This is a genomic window from Bradyrhizobium sp. Unk1 (genome assembly GCF_059512345.1).
In genome coordinates this window covers 96,460-112,080 of sequence record NZ_JCAMOP010000012.1, presented here as the reverse complement: position 1 = coordinate 112,080, position 15,621 = coordinate 96,460, and the positions used below count along the sequence as shown (strand labels likewise).

Here is a 15,621-nt window from a genome sequence, read left to right as displayed (position 1 = left end):
GCCATAACGCTTGGGACCATCCTGATCATCCTGGTGATCATCTATCTGCTGGGCGGCATGTCCGGCCGGTTCGGTGGTTACGGCTATGGCATGGGCCATTCCGGCATGGGGATCGGCGGCGTCGTTTTGGTGATACTGATCGTGCTGCTGCTGCTTGGCAAACTGTAAACCATCTAACGCATTGGAATTACTTGGTTTATAGCGCTCGCGGAGCTGCCATGCGCGGATTCATCATCTCCCATCGCGGGGGTCGCATTTCTGTCAAAACAGCCTATATTAGAGGGCGAAAATGACATGTGCGGCGGGCCCACTCGATGGTGGCCCCTGCCTTTCAAAACCCCACGCGCTTAAAGCCCCAGACAAGATCACGAGGTCTTTGACCATGCGTCCACTGCGTCCGTTCAACTTCAACACCTCCGCCGAGCTCTTCCCCGCCGCGATCCGCAAGAAGAAGCGCGCGGGCTTTACCTATCGCCGGTTCGGCACCGCGGCCGAAGCCGTGCAGTTCGCGATGGAGCAGTTGCCGACGGATTCGCTGAACGGCGCCTATCTCCAGGTCGAGGAAGCACGCTTCGACCAGAACGGCATCCGCTCGCTCTATGAGAGCGAAGCCTTCCCGCTGCCCCGCCGGCCCCGGCCGGCGCCGGCCGCCGAGACCGACGCCGACGCGGCGTAAGTTTTCGCTAAGCCCGATATGCGCTGAAAGCGCGATGGCCGAAAGGCCGTCGCGCTTTTCGCGTTTGGAGGCGACGCCTCTTCTCTTCTTTTCTTTCCCCTCTCCCCGCTCGCGGGGAGAGGCGAAGAAGCGCCACGCTAAATCCGCGGCTGCTTGTCGAGCCAGCGGCGGAGCAGTCGGACGTTGCGCATGTTGGCGCGGAACATGACGTCGAAGGCATCGCCCGCGAACGGCACTATGCCAACCACGCCGTCGACCGCGACATTGCCGAGCATGCGCGCGGTGAGATACCACGGCGCGCCGAGCGCGCGGGCCTCGCGCACCAGCCACAGCGAGATCGCGGTGGTGATGATGTCGCCGACGACCGGGATCAGCCCGATCAGCCCGTCGATGCCATAGCGGATATTCGTGCCGGGCAGGACGAAGGCGACATCGAGCAGCTTTGCGATCGCCTCGATCCGCGCCACCCGCTGCTCCCGCGTCAGATTGCCGAACGGGTTTCCCTGGCCGAACTCGAAGCGAAACTCGCGAAACCCCTGCTCCAGCGTTTCGGGACGGATCTCGTGGCCGTCCTGGTCGATGATCGGCCCGCGCGCTTCAGTGCCCGAAAAACTCCCGCGCGGGCGGGACTCGGCACGGGGTCGGCGCGGAGCAAGAATATCGTCGTCGGGCATGGCCATGGCCTTTGGAGAACGCACTGGTGTGGCGGAAGTTGCCGCGCCGCGCCCGAACGTCGCGCGTTCAGGTCTGAGCCGCAGCCGGCTGCGGCTCCTCGACATATTTATGCACGAGCCAGGATGAAAGCACTGCCGGCACAAATCCGACCAAGCCGTACAGGATGAATTGCACCGCGCCCGAATCCGGCCCGCGCGAGCTGTAGGTCAGTGACGCCAGCACGAAGGCGAACAGGCCGACCAGGAGCATCCGCAGCACCGGGCCGATCCGGCGGATATGGATCAGGATGTCGTCGACCGCACCGATCATCAGCGAGGGCAGGAAGCCGAACAGATAGCTGTATTGCAGCGATTTGAAGAACACCGCGAACAGCTTTCCGACCTCGCCGAGATTGGTCTGGGCCCAATAACCGGATTGATAGGTCGTCGTCAGCAGCAGCAGGAACCCGCCGACGAACGGACCGACCAGAGCAAACACCAGATAGCGTTTCATCAGTATCCTCATCCTTCGCCGCTGTTATAGCAGCGACGCGGGAACCTTGAATAGCGGGGCCCCGGCCCGTCCTGACGGGAACAAGCGGCAAGGCGACGAGTTCAGACAGGACTGAAATTCATACCAGCAGTCAGATTGGAGTTTGTCGATGTCCCGGAAATCCGTCCTTATGGCGACGCTCGCCCTGACAACCCTGAGCGGTATCTCGATCACGCCTGCTCTCGCGCAAGGCCACATGGGTACGCCGCAGGAGCAGAACGCCTGCTCGCGCGATGCCTCGCGGTTCTGCCGCAAGGACCTCGGCAATGACGGCGCGGTGCAGGGGTGCCTGCAAGCCAACCGGGCCAAGCTCTCGAAGTCCTGCAGCAAGGTGTTTCAGAGCCACGGCATGTAAGGCCGGGAACGATCCCCGGCGCACGGAGAGTGAAGCCATGTTGCGCGACGAACAGCTCTCGATCCTGCGGGACATCAGCCAGTCGGTCGCCTTTGCCGACGACCGGCACGGCAAGATCGGCGAGCTGATCGCCGACGGCTACGTGATGAAGGACGGCGATCTGTTCGAGCTCACTGCGAAAGGCGTCACCGCCGTCGAGGAACACCCTGCAGCATCAGGCGCGAGCGATGCGGAAGAAGCGAGCGCGTCGTCCGATCGGTTGATCTGATCTCGCGCCGCATGCTGCGTGACGGACACGCAACAACTGCGAATTCATTCGAGCGGACCATTGCAGCCGCGTGACAATGGCGCATACTCGAATCGGGCGGCGCAGCACTTTTCGATTCGAACACCACGAGAGATCGAGCGACCACATGCGGGACCAAAGTTCCCGGCGTGAAGGCTGTGACATGCGGCAGATCAAGCCGCGTGCGGCGCCCCAAAACCAAGTGGTTCAAACCACGGAACTTGGGGACGCATTCGTCATGACACGCTACACGACCATCGTTTCGCTGTTCGCTTTCGCAACCACCGCCATCGTACTCCAGACATCGCCCGGCCTCGCCTTCTCGTCCGAAGCACAGCAGATGTGCACAGGTGATGCGATGCGCCTGTGCTCCAGTGAGATACCCGACATCTCGCGCGTCAGGGCCTGCATGGTGCAGAAGAAGGCGCAGGTCAGCCCCGGCTGCCGCGCCGTGATGGACCGCGAGCACGCCGCCGCGCGCAAGCGAGAGGCCGCCGCGCAGTAGGCCGGTTCATTCCCGATCGGATCGTTTGAGAGTTCGATTCACCTCTCTCATCGAGAGAGGTGAACATCGGTCGCGCGCCGGCCCTAATCGCCCCACTGCGCGAACGCATCGTTGAAGGCGCGCTCGCCGGGTGCGCCCTTCTCGATGGCGATGATGGCGCGGCGCTGGTTGGCGTAGACCAGCGGCACGTCGAACCATGAGCGCTCTTTCAGGAGCTGGACGTTACGGGCGCGGTCGGCGTCGACATTGGAGAGGCCGACCAGGAAGAAGCCGTCGGTGACCTTGACCGCGAGACCCGCGAGCGGCGTGCCGCGCGCCTGCTCGTTCGACTTCATCAGGATGCCCGGCACGTTGGAGATGCTGCCGCCCGGAAAGTCCGGCGGCAGGATGAAGGTCAATTCCGCAGTGTGGCTCGCCGGCAGCGACGAGTCGGTGTTGCGGCGGAACGACATCGTCATCTTGAACTTGCGGTCGGGGATCTCGATGTCGGCGCGCACGGCGACGTCGGCCTTCTGGTTGCCCGAGGCCTTGATCGGCTCGAGCCGCCACACCACCGAGCCGACATATTGCTTGCCCTTCGGGTCGGACGGATCCTCGTCATAGAGCACGACCTTCTGCGCCACCGGCGCGACCGGCTGGTCGCTGGCCGAAGGCTGGCCGACGCGATCCGGAATCTTGGGCTTGCTCTGCGGCTGGGCCGGATCCTTCGGCGCCTCCACCACCTGGGTCGGCGAGGACTTGAACAGGCCGCTCACGGTCTGGATCAGGGGCTTGCCCCAGAGGATCCCGGCGCCGACCAGGATCAGCACGATGCCGACGGCGATCGCGCTCTTGAACGGGAAGGCAGAGCCGGTGCGGGCGCGCTTCTTGGCTTCGCGCTCGGGCGCGACGCGCGAACGCGGCGACGGCGGCTGCGGCGTGTAGCGCTCGGCCTCCTCGATCGACTCGTCGTAGGAATAGGGCGCGTCCTGCTCGCCGGCGCGATTTTCCAGGCTCGGCTCCAGCCGGTCGAACTCCGGCGAGGGCGAGGGCACATTGGCGTAGGTGCGACGCGCGGCGCGGTTGGCCTGCGCGGCAGCGCCGCCGAGATCGTTCACGTCGGCGGTGATGTCGCGAAAACCGCGGACGCCCGGTGCCGGCGGCTGAGGCGGCGGCGGCCCGATGTCGGGCGGACGGCGCCCGGGCGGGCGGTCACGTCCGGCCGGCGGAGCAGCCGGCGGCTCCGGCATCGGCGGCGCGGCCGGGGGACCCGGCTGGCGCGGCGCGTCGAAACGCGGGGCCCGCGGCGCACGCGGGGCGTCGCCCGGGTCATCGACATTGAAGGACGGGCGGTCGGCACGCGGCGGCGGCGGAGCCGGACGGGTGCGCGGAGCGGCCGGCTGAGACGGCGGCGGGTTGCCCTCGGCGGCGCGGGTGCTGGCCCGGCGGAAGGCGTCACCGCTGCCGCTGCTGCGGGCGCCGCCACCGGGACCGGGGCGCGAGGCCTCCCGGGCGCGCTGGGCGGCTTCCGATTCGACCTTGCGGACGGCCTCTTCCAGCGACAGCCGTTCGCGGGTGATCTCGGATTCGGAGAGCGGCGGTTGCACGCTGCGGAGCTGCGCGATCAGGGCCGTGCGCGCGCGCTCATAGAGCGCGCGACGGCTTTCGCCGGGAGCGTTGGGGTCCAGGGCGGCAATAGCGCGGGCGATCAGCGGATAGTAATCAGCCATTTCAACTCAACTAGCGCACGTCCCGGTAAGATATCGTTAAGCCTCAAACGGATTTTGCACCAGAATAGTATCCTCGCGTTCGGGGCTGGTGGAAAGCAGTGCGACCGGACACCCCACCAATTCCTCGATCCGGCGGACATATTTGATGGCCTGGGCCGGCAAGTCTGCCCAGGAGCGGGCATTGGCGGTCGGCTCCTTCCAGCCCTCGATGGTCTCGTAGATCGGCTCGACCCGGGCCTGGGCGCCCTCGCCGGCCGGGAAGTGGTCGATCTCCTTGCCGTCCAGCCTGTAGCCGGTGCAGACCTCGATCGTGTCGAAGCCGTCGAGGATGTCGAGCTTGGTCAGCGCCAGGCCGTTGATGCCGCAGGTCCGCACGGTCTGGCGGACCAGCACGGCGTCGAACCAGCCGCAGCGGCGCTTGCGTCCGGTATTGACCCCGAACTCGCGGCCCCGGCGGCCGATCTCCTCGCCGATCTCATTCAGAAGCTCGGTCGGGAATGGGCCCTGGCCGACCCGGGTCGTGTAGGCCTTGCAGATGCCGAGCACATAACCGACCGCGCCCGGGCCCATACCGGTGCCGGTTGCCGCCTGCGCCGCCACCGTGTTGGACGACGTCACATAGGGATAGGTGCCGTGATCGACGTCGAGCAGCGCGCCCTGCGCGCCTTCGAACAGGATGCGCTTGCCGGCGCGCCGCTCCTGATCGAGCAGGCGCCACACCGTCTCGGCATAGGGCAGAAGCTGAGGCGCCAGCGCGCTCAGCTCCTTCAGAATGTCCTTGCCGTCGAACTCGGGCAGGTTCAGGCCGCGGCGCAATGCATTGTGGTGAGCAAGCAGCCGGTCGATCTTGTGCGGCAGGGTGTCGAGGTCGGCGAGGTCCATCAGGCGGATGGCACGACGGCCGACCTTGTCCTCATAAGCCGGCCCGATGCCGCGACGTGTGGTGCCGATCGCAGTCGCCGAGTTGGAGGACTCGCGCAGAGCGTCGAGCTCGCGGTGCAACGGCAGGATCAGCGTGACATTCTCTGCGACGCGCAGGTTCTCCGGGCCGACCGCCACGCCCTGTCCGCGCAGCTTGGCGACCTCGTCGAGGAAGGCCTGCGCATCGAACACGACGCCATTGCCGATCACCGCCAGTTTCGACGGGCGCAGCACGCCCGAGGGCAACAGCGCGAGCTTGTAGGTCTCGCCATTGATGACCAGCGTATGGCCGGCGTTGTGGCCGCCCTGGAAGCGCGCGACGATGTCGGCCTGCTCCGACAACCAGTCGACGATCTTGCCCTTTCCTTCGTCGCCCCACTGGGCTCCGACGACGACAACGTTGGCCATTCGCGGGTAATCCTCTGAAGATTTTAGATGCGCCAGCCCAGCTGACGGCCGGAGCCGTTCGCACGCGAGGCAGCCAACCGGATAAAGGAAGCAGCCTCTCTAGGCAAGCAAGAACGGGGCTTTTTCGGGGCTCAGGACGCACTTTAACCCTTTGATATCCCCGGAAAATCCAGAAGCCTTCCATGGCCATTTCGTAAGCTTCCGCCAAAGCGCGAGGCTGACCCGCCACTGCATGGTCGCGATGCGTCCGCCCCCCGTTGATGCAGGCTCGATTTCCGTGTCTTTGGGGAGCCGCCGGGCTATCTGCCGGCCCGACCTCGCCGGGCCGGGGCTCCGGCGCATGACGGGGCCATAACAATCACAATGTCCGCCACCGGCCAGACCACGGGCTCCGAATCATCCAGTCACAGCTGGATCGCCAACCAGCCTTACCTGCTGCTCAGCATCACCGCGCTGTGCTGGGCCGGCAACGCCATTGTCGGGCGGCTCGCCGCCGGCCACATCCCGCCGGTGACGCTGTCGTTCCTGCGCTGGACCTTCGCCTTCCTGCTGGTGCTGCCGTTCGCCTGGAAACATCTCGCCCAGGACTGGCCCGCGATCCGCAGCAGGCTCGGCCTGATGATCGTGCTGTCGATCACCGGCATCGGCGCCTTCAACACGCTGCAATATTGGGCGCTGGAACATACCCAGGCGCTCAACACGCTGCTGCTGCAGTCGGCAGCGCCCCTGATCGTGGCGCTGTGGTCGCTGGCCATCCTCGGCGTCCGCCTCACCGCGGCACAGGCGTTCGGCGTAGCTCTCTCGATGTGCGGCGTGCTGACGATCCTGCTGCATGGCGATTTCACCACGCTGTCGAACATCGCGTTCAACAAGGGCGACCTCATCTTCATCGTCGCGCTGATCATCTTCGCGCTGTATTCGGTGCTGACCCTGAAGCGGCCGCCGATGCACGGCCTGTCGTTCCTCGCCTTCACCTTCGGCGCCGGCGCCGCCTGCCTCATCCCGCTCGAGATATGGGAATTGTCCGCGCGTCCCGTGATGAAGCTCGACGGGCCGAACCTGCTGACGCTGTTCTATGTCGCGGTGTTCCCGTCGACGCTCGCCTATCTCTGCTTCAATCGTGGCGTGCGCCTGATCGGCGCCAACCGCGCCGCGCCGTTCTTTCATGTCGTGCCGGTGTTCGGCTCGATCATGGCGATGGCATTCCTCGGCGAACACCCGCAGGCGTTCCACTTCATCGGCTTCGCGCTGGTGCTGGCCGGTGTGTTCGTGGCGTCAAGGAAGCAGACGACGTAGGGTCGCCTTCAGATATAGCGCGCAGCCCCCATGCAAAGCGCGGTGATGCCGAGCAGGCCCGCCGCCACGCGCTGGGCGATCGCGATGCGCGAACGCACGCCCTGGAGATCGCCGGCACCACGGCGCAGGGTGAGGACTGCGCGAGGACCGATGGCCGCCTGAACGCCGACCGCGATCAGCGCGCAAACCGCGCCAAGCGCCAGCACCTGCTCCGCCGTACCGAAGCTGCCGGCATGAACGAGATGGCCGAGATAGCCCCCGGTCAGGATCGCAATCGTCGCCGCGCCAAGCTGGGGAAAGACGAGTTGCTCGCCGCCGGCTCCGCCGGTGCGTGCCAGCGCGAAACTTGATCCGGCCCAAAACACGGACGACAACACATGAAGCGACAAGGCGATCACGAGGGCAGTCTGCATGGCAAGCTCCAAACCGGCTTCTATATTGGATATACAACTTGTATAGTCAATGCGTCAAGATGAAGGCGAGGCGATGCCGAAGCGCAGCTATGTGAGCCCGACGCGGGCGTCCGCGGCGGCGGAAACGCGCGAGCGCATCATCGCGGCCGGCGCACGCCTGCTGCGAAAGGACGCGAGCATCGCGAACTTCTCCCTCGACGTGGTGGCGAAGGCGGCCGGCGTCACGCGACTGACCGTCTACAACCAGTTCGGATCGCGGCGCGGCTTGCTGGAAGCCGTGTTCGACGACATCGCGCGCGAGGGCGGCCTGTTCGAGCTGGCCGAGGTGATGACGATGGCGGACCCGCGTGCGGCGCTCGACCGCGTCGTATCGATCTTCTGTACTTTCTGGTCGCACGATCCTGCCATTGACGGGCTCAACCAAGCCATGGCGACCGATCCCGAATTCGGCGAGGCGCTGGTCGCGCGCAACGAACGGCGTCGCGAGCTGCTGACGGGGCTCATCACGCGCATCACGGAGAAGCGCGCGGGCAAACGGGCCGTGCAGGACGCAGTCGACCTGATCTTCGTGCTGACGAGCTATCCGACGTTTGGGGCGCTGAGCCAGCAGCGTTCGACGGAGGACGTCTGCCGCCTGCTGCAGATGACCTGTCGTGACGCTGTGGATGCGGTGACGCAGGAGCGGAAGAAGTGAATGTTCCGCTTCCTTCTCCCCTTGCAAGGGGAGATGGGAAGATCGCGCGCTATTTCGTCTTGAACTTGCTGTACGCCTCACTCGTGGCAATGATCACGTGCTCGGCGCAGCCGTTGACGCGATGCGGATCGGCCTGCGTCTCGTAGGCCTCCGACGTCATCATGTCGATGAAAGCCGCAACCGTCGGGTAATGGACCAGCGCGACGAAATCCCAGTCGTTGCCGTCGTGCGGACCGAGCGCGACGGCTCTGGCTTCGCCGGTCCAGAGCAGCGTGCCGCCGCGTGCCTTGATCATCGGCACCGTGATCGCGCTGTAGCGCAAGTACGCGTCCCAGCCGGAACCGTCGCCGTCGCGCGAGCGCTGGTGAAAACGCATCAGGTTCAGCATCACAACCGGCGCATTTGCATCGAGCCGCTCCAGGCCCTCGATGTTCAACATATTAACCGCCAATGACACCTCCTCAAGCCATGCCTGCATTGTAGCCTTGCGGCCGCGTGACTTGTGTCACAACAGAAATCCGGCACAAGCTTGTATCCAACGCCAATGACGATTGCCTCGCCCGCGCCACCGGCCTCGAATCCGGCCAGTTGGCTCAACAACCAGCCTTACCTGCTGCTCAGCCTGAGCTCGCTGTTCTGGGCCGGCAACATCGTGCTCGCGCGCCATGTCGGCGCGCATGTGCCGCCGCTGACGGTGACCACGATCCGCTGGTTCGGCGTGTTCCTGATCCTGTTGCCGTTCGCCTGGCCGCATCTGAAGCGCGACTGGCCGAATTTGCGCAAGAGCCTGCCGCTGATGCTGTTCCTGTCGCTGGTCGGCTTCGCCTTCAACAACGCGATCTCGTACTGGGCGATGCAATACACGGAGGCGCTGAACGCGCTGCTGATCCAGTCGGCCGGACCGCTGTTCGTGGCGCTGTGGTCGCTGGTGCTGTTCGGCGTGCGGCTGACGGGTGCGCAACTCGCCGGCATCGCGATCTCGCTTCTCGGCGTGCTGATCATCATCCTGCGCGGCGATCTCGCCGCGCTCGCGAGCATCAGCTTCAACAGGGGCGACATCATGTTCGCCTCCTCGCTGGTGGCGTTCGGGCTCTACTCCGCCTTTATCCCGCGGCGGCCTAAGATCCACCAGCTCTCCTTTCTCTCCTTCACCACCTTTTGCGGCGCAACGATGTTGCTGCCCGCCGCGATCTGGGAAGCGCTAAGCGGCCGTGTCCTGCAACTCGACGCGGTGACGCTGGCGACGCTGGGTTACATCCTGATCTTTCCCTCGACGCTGGCCTATCTCTTCTTCAACCGCGGCGTGGCGCTGATCGGCCCGAACCGCGCCGCACCGTTCTTCCATCTGGTCCCGGTGTTCGGCTCGGCGATGGCGATCCTGCTGCTCGGCGAAAAGCTCCAGCCGTTTCATTTGATCGGCTATGCACTCGTGCTCGCCGGCGTCGTGTTCGCCTCTCGCCAGGGATCGTCGGTGAAGTAATTCCGCAACGCGGGCGACAAACTCCCGTCTTCCGATTTTTGCGAAGAGAAGCTAGGTTCCCCGCCAACGAAAAAGAGGGAACGTCCAGACATGCTGTCATCACTGATCCGCGCTCTGCGCGCTGCCGGCGCGGCCGCACTTTGTCTCGCCGCCACATCCGCCGCGCAGGCCGACAATTATCCGAACCGCAACATCACGCTGGTGCTACCGTTCGCGGCCGGTAGCGGCACCGACACCACGACGCGGCTGATCTCGCAGCATTTGTCGCAGGCGCTCGGCGTCGGCATCGTGATCGAGAACAAGGCCGGCGCCAACGGCATGATCGCCGCGACCTTTGTCGCGCGCGCCGCCCCCGACGGCTACACGCTGCTGGTGACGACCAACACCACGCATTCGGCCAATCCCTATCTGCTCAAGAGCCTGACCTACGATCCGGTGAAGGATTTCACCCCGATCGCGCGGACCGGCGACCTGCCCTTCATGCTGGTGATTCACCCGGAGGTGCCGGCCAAGACCGTCGGCGAGCTCGTCGCCTACGGCAAGGCCAATCCGGGCAAGCTGAGCTACGCGTCGGGGTCGTCCTCGGCGATCGTGTCGGGTGCGACCTTTGCGCACAATGCCGGGCTCGAGCTCCTGCACGTGCCCTACAAGAGCTCGCCGCCGGCGCTCAACGACGTCATGGGCGGCCGCGTCTCGATGATGTTCGTGGACATCCTGACCGGCCTGCCCCACGTCCAGGGCAACGCGCTGCGCGCGCTCGCCGTCACCACCAAGGACCGCTCGCCGCTGGTGCCGAACCTGCCCTCGATGCAGGAGGCCGGCGTGCCGGATTTCGACATCTCGTCGTGGCAGGGCTATTTCGGCCCCGCCGGCATGCCCAAGGAGATCGTGACCAGACTCAACGCCGAGATCAGGAAGATCGTCGAGAAGCCGGAGATCAAGGCCCAGCTCGCCACGCTCGGCATGGACGCCTTCTCCGGCACGCCGGAGCAGCTCGGCACGTTCGTCAACGAGCAGCTGGTGCTGTGGGAGAAGCTGATCACGAACGCGAAGATCGAGAAGCAGTAGCAGCTCTCGTAGGGTGGGCAAAGCGAAGCGTGCCCACCGAGACGTCACCGCGCACTCAAAAAGAAAAGGTGGGCACGACGCTTTCGCGTCTTTGCCCACCCTACGAATTCAGCGCAAGAATTTACGCCGCGCGGACCTTGGCGAGGAAGCCGTCGACGGCGCTGCGTAGCGCGCCGGACTGGCTGTCCAGCTCGCGGGCGTTGGTGAGCACGTCGGTGGCGGCAGTGCCGGTCGCTTCCGCGGCCGAAGTGACGCTGCCGATATTGGCGTTGATCTCGCTCGAGCCGGCCGCGACCGACTGGATGTTGCGGGCGATCTCGCGGGTCGCTTCGCCCTGCTGCTCGATCGAGGCGGAAATGCCGGCGGTGATCTCGCTCATCTCGGCGATGGTCTGGGTGATGCCGGAGATCGCCGTGACCGCGTCGCTGGTCGAGGTCTGCATCGCCGCCACTTGCGCGGAGATTTCCTCGGTTGCCTTCGCGGTCTGGTTCGCCAGCGCCTTGACCTCGGAGGCCACCACCGCGAAGCCGCGGCCGGACTCGCCGGCGCGCGCCGCTTCGATGGTGGCGTTGAGCGCGAGCAGGTTGGTCTGCGCCGCGATCGAATGGATCAGCTTGACGACCTCGCCGATCTTCTCGGCGCCGGTCGAGAGCACCTGCACGGTGGCGTTGGTGCGCTCGGCATCGTTGACGGCCCGGCTCGCGACTTCGGTCGAGCGCGTGACCTGGCGGGAGATTTCCGCAACCGAGCTCGACAATTCTTCGGCGGCTGCGGCAACCGTGCCGACATTGCCGGAGGCTTTTTGCGAGGCGGCGCCGACCGTCGCCGCACGCGACGAGGCGTCGCTGGCCGTCGCAGTCATCGACTGCGCCGTGCTCTGCATGCCAGCGGCGGCCGAGGAGACCGAGCGGACGATGCCGTTGACGCTGCGTTCGAAGTCGCTGGCGATGCCCTCCATCGCGCTGCGACGTTCCGCCGCGGCACGCTGCTTGGCATCGGCCTCGGTCTTCTCGAGGTCGCGGATGCGGACCGCGTTGTCCTTGAAGATCTGGACGGTCGAGGCCATCGCGCCGACCTCGTCGCCACGGCCGACGCCGGGAATCTCACCCTCGAGCTTGCCGTCGGCGAGATCCTTCATGCGGGTGCCGAGCAGCGCCAGCGGGCGGCTGATGCTGCGGCCGAGCAGCCAAGCGACGCTGCCGGCGACAATGACGATGCCGAGCATGGCGAAGCCGAGCAGCCAGTAGACCGGGCCCATCTTGGCGTCGATGTCGTCGAGATAGGCGCCGGTGCCGAGATACATGTCGAAGCCGGGGACCGCGACCGCATAGCCGATCTTGCGGATCGGCGTTTCCTGGCCGGGCTTCACATATTCATAATAGAGCAGGATCGAGCCGTTGGCCTTGACACCGTCCATCAGCTCGACGGACAGCTTGCGACCGTTGGTCACGACGTCCATGCGGTTGGCGCCGACCTGCTTCGGATCGGGCGCGAGCTGGGTGATGCCGTCGTAGGATGTGCCGAACAGATAACCCGAGCCGTTGTCGTAGGTCATCGCATTGCCGTAGCGGCGAAGGTCGGCCATCGCCACATCCTTCGTCAGCTCGCCGGCATCGACGCGTTTCTTCAGCGCCGCGGCGTAGTTGCGACCGAGGTCGACGATCGATTTGGCCTGGTCGATGCGCGCATTCACCATCTCGCGCTTCATCAGATAGCCGGCGAGAACACCGGAGACGCACAGGCCGAACAGGGTGACGCCGACGAGGATACCGAGCTTCGGGACGATCTTCAGATTGCTCAACTTCACGGGACAGCTCCGGCAATAATGGGATACGGACGCGCAAGGGAATCGAAAAATTTGAATCAACTTTTAGTGGGTGACCTCTTATCAACCTGTTACGGGCGGCTCCGTAGAAGCCCGGACGGAAGGCAGAAACAGCCAAACAAATCGCCGCGGCGGCAACCGACGATTGTACGCGACCGCCCCGATTTCGCGTAAAAGACGCAAAGGCCCACCGCGAAGGCCGGGCCACAACAAGAACCGACAGACCAAATCGGGAGCAGGAAATGCCGAAATACAGGGTGGTGACGCCGAAGGGCGCGAGCTTCACGGTCGCAGGCAGCGACTATTCCTTCGAGCGCGAGGCGCTCGATCCGATCGATGCCGAGATCGTCGAAGCCCCCGCCAACGAGGCCGAGTTCATCGCCGCCGCGAAAACCGCCGATGCCATCTACGCCAAGGGCATCCCGATCTCCAAGACCATCATCGACGCGCTGGAGAGCTGCAAGGTGATCACGCTCGGCTCGGTCGGCGTCGACAGCGTCGACGTGAAGGCCGCGACCGCCCGCGGCATTCCCGTCACCAACATTCCCGACACCTTCATCGAGGAGGTCGCCGACCACGCCATGATGCTGCTGCTCGCCGGCTTCCGCCGCCTGGTCGAGCAGGACAGGATGGCGCGCGACGGGCGCTGGGCCGAAGGCCGGCCTGCGCTGTTGAAGATCCCGCGGCTGATGGGCCAGACGCTCGGCTTCATCTCGTTCGGCCGCGTCGCGCGTGCCGTTGCGAAGCGCGCCGCCCCGTTCGGGCTGCGCATGATGGCCTACGATCCCTTCATCCAGGAAACGCTGATGTACGACCACGGCGTGATCCCGGCGACGCTGAACGAGGTGCTATCGCAATCCGACTTCGTCTCGATGCACGCCCCCGCTCGGCCCGAGGTGCATCACATGCTCACCGAGAAGCACTTCCGGCAGATGAAGAAAGGCTCGGTCTTCATCAATACCGGCCGCGGCGCCACCGTGGACGAGGAAAGCCTGATCAAGGCGCTCCAGGAGGGCTGGATTGCGCACGCCGCGCTCGACGTGCTGGAGAAGGAGCCGCCCTCGCACAACAATCCCATCCTCAGCATGGAGAACGTGACGCTGACCGCCCATGTCGCCTCGGCCTCGGCACGCTTCGATGAGGCGCGCAAGCGCCGCGTGGGCTACGAATTGTCACTGGTGCTTCAGGGCATGTGGCCGGTAAGCTGCGTCAATCCGTCGGTGCTGCAGAACACCGCGCTCCGTCGCTGGCAGCCCGTCAGCATGGATCGCGGCCCGAACAGCTAGGCGGCCGGCGCCAAGCGCGCCGGGAATCGGCAAGAGACCGAAACGGCCCTTCACCGGCGATCAACGCCGGGAAGGGAGACATCATAGGGAGGAACTGATGAGGAACGACATCACGCGTCGTGATGCCTTGGTGCTGGGCCTGTCCGCTACGGCGCTCGCGGCAACCGGTGTTGCAGCGCACGCTCAATCCGCAATCAAGGCCGCCGACGTCCCCGCACCGAAACTGCCGATCGAAAAAGGCGCAACCCTGCGCATGCTGCGGCCGGTGCGCTTCGTCCAGGCCGACGAAGACGTGTTCCGCGCCAACGCAGCCAAGTTCACCAAGGAGACCGGGGTCGAGGTCAAGGTCGACTTCGTCGGCTGGGAGGACATCAACCAGCAGACCGCGGTAACCGCCAATTCCGGCGCCGGCCCCGACATCATCATCGGCTTCTCCGATGCTCCGCACATCTATATCGACAAGCTGATCGAGCTGACCGACGTCGCCGACTATGTCGGCAAGCGCTATGGCGGCTGGCTGCCGCTGGCGCAGCGCTACGGCAAGAGGAACAAGAGCGACGCCTGGATCGGACTGCCGTTCGGCGCCACCGCGGGCCCCCTGATCTACCGCAAGTCGATCCTGCAATCGGTCGGCTTCGACAAGGTACCGGAGGACCACGCCGGCATCGTCGACCTCTGCCAGAAGCTGCAGAAGGCCGGCAAGCCGGCCGGCTTCGCACTCGGCAACGCCAAGGGCGACGGCAACGGGTTCGCGAACTGGGCACTGTGGTCACACAACGCCGCCCTGCTCGACGAAGAGGGCAACGTCGTCATCAACAGCAAGGAAACGATCGCCGCGCTGAACTGGGTCAAGCAGCTCTACCCGACCTTCATCCCCGGCACGACCTCGTGGAACGACGTCAGCAACAACCGCGCCTACGCCTCCCAGGAGATCTCCCTGAGCGCCAACGGCGTCTCGCTGTATTTCTCCCTGAAGAACGATCCGGCGACCAAGGCGATCGCCGACGATACCGAACATCAATTGCTGCCGAAGGGCCTGGCCAAGGTTTCTCCGATGGCGGGCCTGACGCTGAACGCCATGGTGTTCAAGCACAGCCAGTATCCCAACGCCGCGAAGGCCTTCCTGCAATACATGCTGGAGAAGGACCAGTACGAGCCGTGGCTCAACGCCAATTCCGGCTATTGGGCCCAGCCGCTGGCGGCCTATGCCGATGCCGCCGTGTGGTCGCAGGATCCCAAGGTCCAGCTGTTCAAGAACACCATGAACAGCACCTATTACGACGGCTATGCGGGTCCGATCTCGACGGCGACCGGCGCCGTCAGCGCCGACTACGTGCTGATTCAGATGTGCGCCTCGGTCGCGACCGGCGCTGCGACGCCGGAGGCCGCAGCCGCGGAAGCCGAGCAGCGCTGCAAGCGGTACTTCCGGCGGCAGAAGTAGAGACCGTCATTGCGAGCGAAGCAATCCAGTCCGTCCCCGCGGCAACAACCCG

The 15,621-nt window shown here is 65.2% G+C and carries 18 protein-coding genes; 11 read left to right on the top strand and 7 right to left on the bottom strand.

Features of this window, described 5'->3' with window-relative positions; genetic code table 11:
• The first annotated feature begins 3 nt into the window (after positions 1-3).
• Both AC5ZFO_RS17270 and AC5ZFO_RS17265 read left to right on the top strand, forming a co-directional pair.
• Complete coding sequence (locus tag AC5ZFO_RS17270) at positions 4-168, top strand: DUF3309 family protein (RefSeq protein WP_282525172.1); 165 nt, start codon at positions 4-6, stop codon at positions 166-168.
• A gap of 214 nt (positions 169-382) precedes the next feature.
• Positions 383-676 (top strand): hypothetical protein, encoded by a 294-nt coding sequence (locus tag AC5ZFO_RS17265; RefSeq protein ID WP_014492502.1) that lies wholly within the window; start codon positions 383-385, stop codon positions 674-676.
• 137 nt (positions 677-813) lie between these two features.
• Here the strand turns inward: AC5ZFO_RS17265 and AC5ZFO_RS17260 are convergent, their stop codons facing one another.
• Positions 814-1,356, bottom strand: a complete 543-nt coding sequence (locus AC5ZFO_RS17260; protein WP_496122251.1) for a DUF4112 domain-containing protein — start codon at positions 1,354-1,356, stop codon at positions 814-816.
• Between the two features lie 61 nt (positions 1,357-1,417).
• Positions 1,418-1,843, bottom strand: a complete 426-nt coding sequence (locus tag AC5ZFO_RS17255; protein ID WP_282525170.1) for a DUF5413 family protein — start codon at positions 1,841-1,843, stop codon at positions 1,418-1,420.
• A gap of 148 nt (positions 1,844-1,991) precedes the next feature.
• Here AC5ZFO_RS17255 and AC5ZFO_RS17250 point away from each other — a divergent pair, with 148 nt between their 5' ends.
• The 3 genes from AC5ZFO_RS17250 to AC5ZFO_RS17240 all read left to right on the top strand — a co-directional run bounded on the left by AC5ZFO_RS17250 (position 1,992) and on the right by AC5ZFO_RS17240 (position 3,028).
• Positions 1,992-2,237, top strand: coding sequence for a hypothetical protein (locus AC5ZFO_RS17250; RefSeq protein WP_282525169.1), 246 nt, complete (start codon positions 1,992-1,994; stop codon positions 2,235-2,237).
• Between the two features lie 37 nt (positions 2,238-2,274).
• Positions 2,275-2,505, top strand: coding sequence for a hypothetical protein (locus AC5ZFO_RS17245; RefSeq protein ID WP_014492498.1), 231 nt, complete (start codon positions 2,275-2,277; stop codon positions 2,503-2,505).
• Positions 2,506-2,761: 256 nt separating this feature from the next.
• Positions 2,762-3,028: a hypothetical protein gene (locus AC5ZFO_RS17240; protein WP_028151045.1), complete on the top strand. Its 267-nt coding sequence runs from the start codon at positions 2,762-2,764 to the stop codon at positions 3,026-3,028.
• 83 nt (positions 3,029-3,111) lie between these two features.
• Here the strand turns inward: AC5ZFO_RS17240 and AC5ZFO_RS17235 are convergent, their stop codons facing one another.
• Both AC5ZFO_RS17235 and AC5ZFO_RS17230 read right to left on the bottom strand, forming a co-directional pair.
• Positions 3,112-4,737 (bottom strand): hypothetical protein, encoded by a 1,626-nt coding sequence (locus tag AC5ZFO_RS17235; protein WP_496122250.1) that lies wholly within the window; start codon positions 4,735-4,737, stop codon positions 3,112-3,114.
• Between the two features lie 36 nt (positions 4,738-4,773).
• A complete protein-coding gene (locus AC5ZFO_RS17230; RefSeq protein ID WP_282523869.1) occupies positions 4,774-6,066 on the bottom strand; it encodes an adenylosuccinate synthase in 1,293 nt (430 codons plus the stop codon).
• Between the two features lie 363 nt (positions 6,067-6,429).
• Here AC5ZFO_RS17230 and AC5ZFO_RS17225 point away from each other — a divergent pair, with 363 nt between their 5' ends.
• Complete coding sequence (locus AC5ZFO_RS17225; RefSeq protein ID WP_282523868.1) at positions 6,430-7,362, top strand: DMT family transporter; 933 nt, start codon at positions 6,430-6,432, stop codon at positions 7,360-7,362.
• Positions 7,363-7,370: 8 nt separating this feature from the next.
• Here the strand turns inward: AC5ZFO_RS17225 and AC5ZFO_RS17220 are convergent, their stop codons facing one another.
• Positions 7,371-7,775 (bottom strand): hypothetical protein, encoded by a 405-nt coding sequence (locus AC5ZFO_RS17220; protein ID WP_282523867.1) that lies wholly within the window; start codon positions 7,773-7,775, stop codon positions 7,371-7,373.
• Between the two features lie 49 nt (positions 7,776-7,824).
• On the opposite strand from AC5ZFO_RS17220, the gene AC5ZFO_RS17215 reads away from it, so the two are divergent.
• A complete protein-coding gene (locus tag AC5ZFO_RS17215) occupies positions 7,825-8,469 on the top strand; it encodes a TetR/AcrR family transcriptional regulator (RefSeq protein ID WP_282523866.1) in 645 nt (214 codons plus the stop codon).
• Positions 8,470-8,518: 49 nt separating this feature from the next.
• Here AC5ZFO_RS17215 and AC5ZFO_RS17210 read toward each other — a convergent pair whose 3' ends face one another.
• Positions 8,519-8,920 carry a DUF1330 domain-containing protein gene (locus AC5ZFO_RS17210; RefSeq protein ID WP_282523865.1) on the bottom strand — a complete coding sequence of 134 codons (402 nt, stop codon included), beginning with the start codon at positions 8,918-8,920 and terminating at the stop codon, positions 8,519-8,521.
• A gap of 93 nt (positions 8,921-9,013) precedes the next feature.
• Here AC5ZFO_RS17210 and AC5ZFO_RS17205 point away from each other — a divergent pair, with 93 nt between their 5' ends.
• On the top strand, positions 9,014-9,949 hold the full coding sequence (locus tag AC5ZFO_RS17205; RefSeq protein WP_282523864.1) for a DMT family transporter: 936 nt from the start codon (positions 9,014-9,016) through the stop codon (positions 9,947-9,949).
• A gap of 90 nt (positions 9,950-10,039) precedes the next feature.
• Entirely contained in the window at positions 10,040-11,017 is a 978-nt protein-coding gene (locus tag AC5ZFO_RS17200; RefSeq protein ID WP_282523863.1) for a Bug family tripartite tricarboxylate transporter substrate binding protein, read from the top strand.
• Between the two features lie 121 nt (positions 11,018-11,138).
• Here AC5ZFO_RS17200 and AC5ZFO_RS17195 read toward each other — a convergent pair whose 3' ends face one another.
• Positions 11,139-12,824 (bottom strand): methyl-accepting chemotaxis protein, encoded by a 1,686-nt coding sequence (locus tag AC5ZFO_RS17195; protein ID WP_282523862.1) that lies wholly within the window; start codon positions 12,822-12,824, stop codon positions 11,139-11,141.
• A 260-nt stretch (positions 12,825-13,084) separates the two neighbouring features.
• Here AC5ZFO_RS17195 and AC5ZFO_RS17190 point away from each other — a divergent pair, with 260 nt between their 5' ends.
• Together AC5ZFO_RS17190 and AC5ZFO_RS17185 are read left to right on the top strand one after the other, a co-directional pair.
• Positions 13,085-14,128 (top strand): C-terminal binding protein, encoded by a 1,044-nt coding sequence (locus AC5ZFO_RS17190; RefSeq protein ID WP_282523861.1) that lies wholly within the window; start codon positions 13,085-13,087, stop codon positions 14,126-14,128.
• Between the two features lie 97 nt (positions 14,129-14,225).
• The gene (locus AC5ZFO_RS17185) at positions 14,226-15,569 is read left to right on the top strand and encodes an ABC transporter substrate-binding protein (protein WP_282523860.1); all 1,344 of its coding nucleotides are present in this window, start codon (positions 14,226-14,228) and stop codon (positions 15,567-15,569) included.
• Positions 15,570-15,621: the final 52 nt, after the last annotated feature.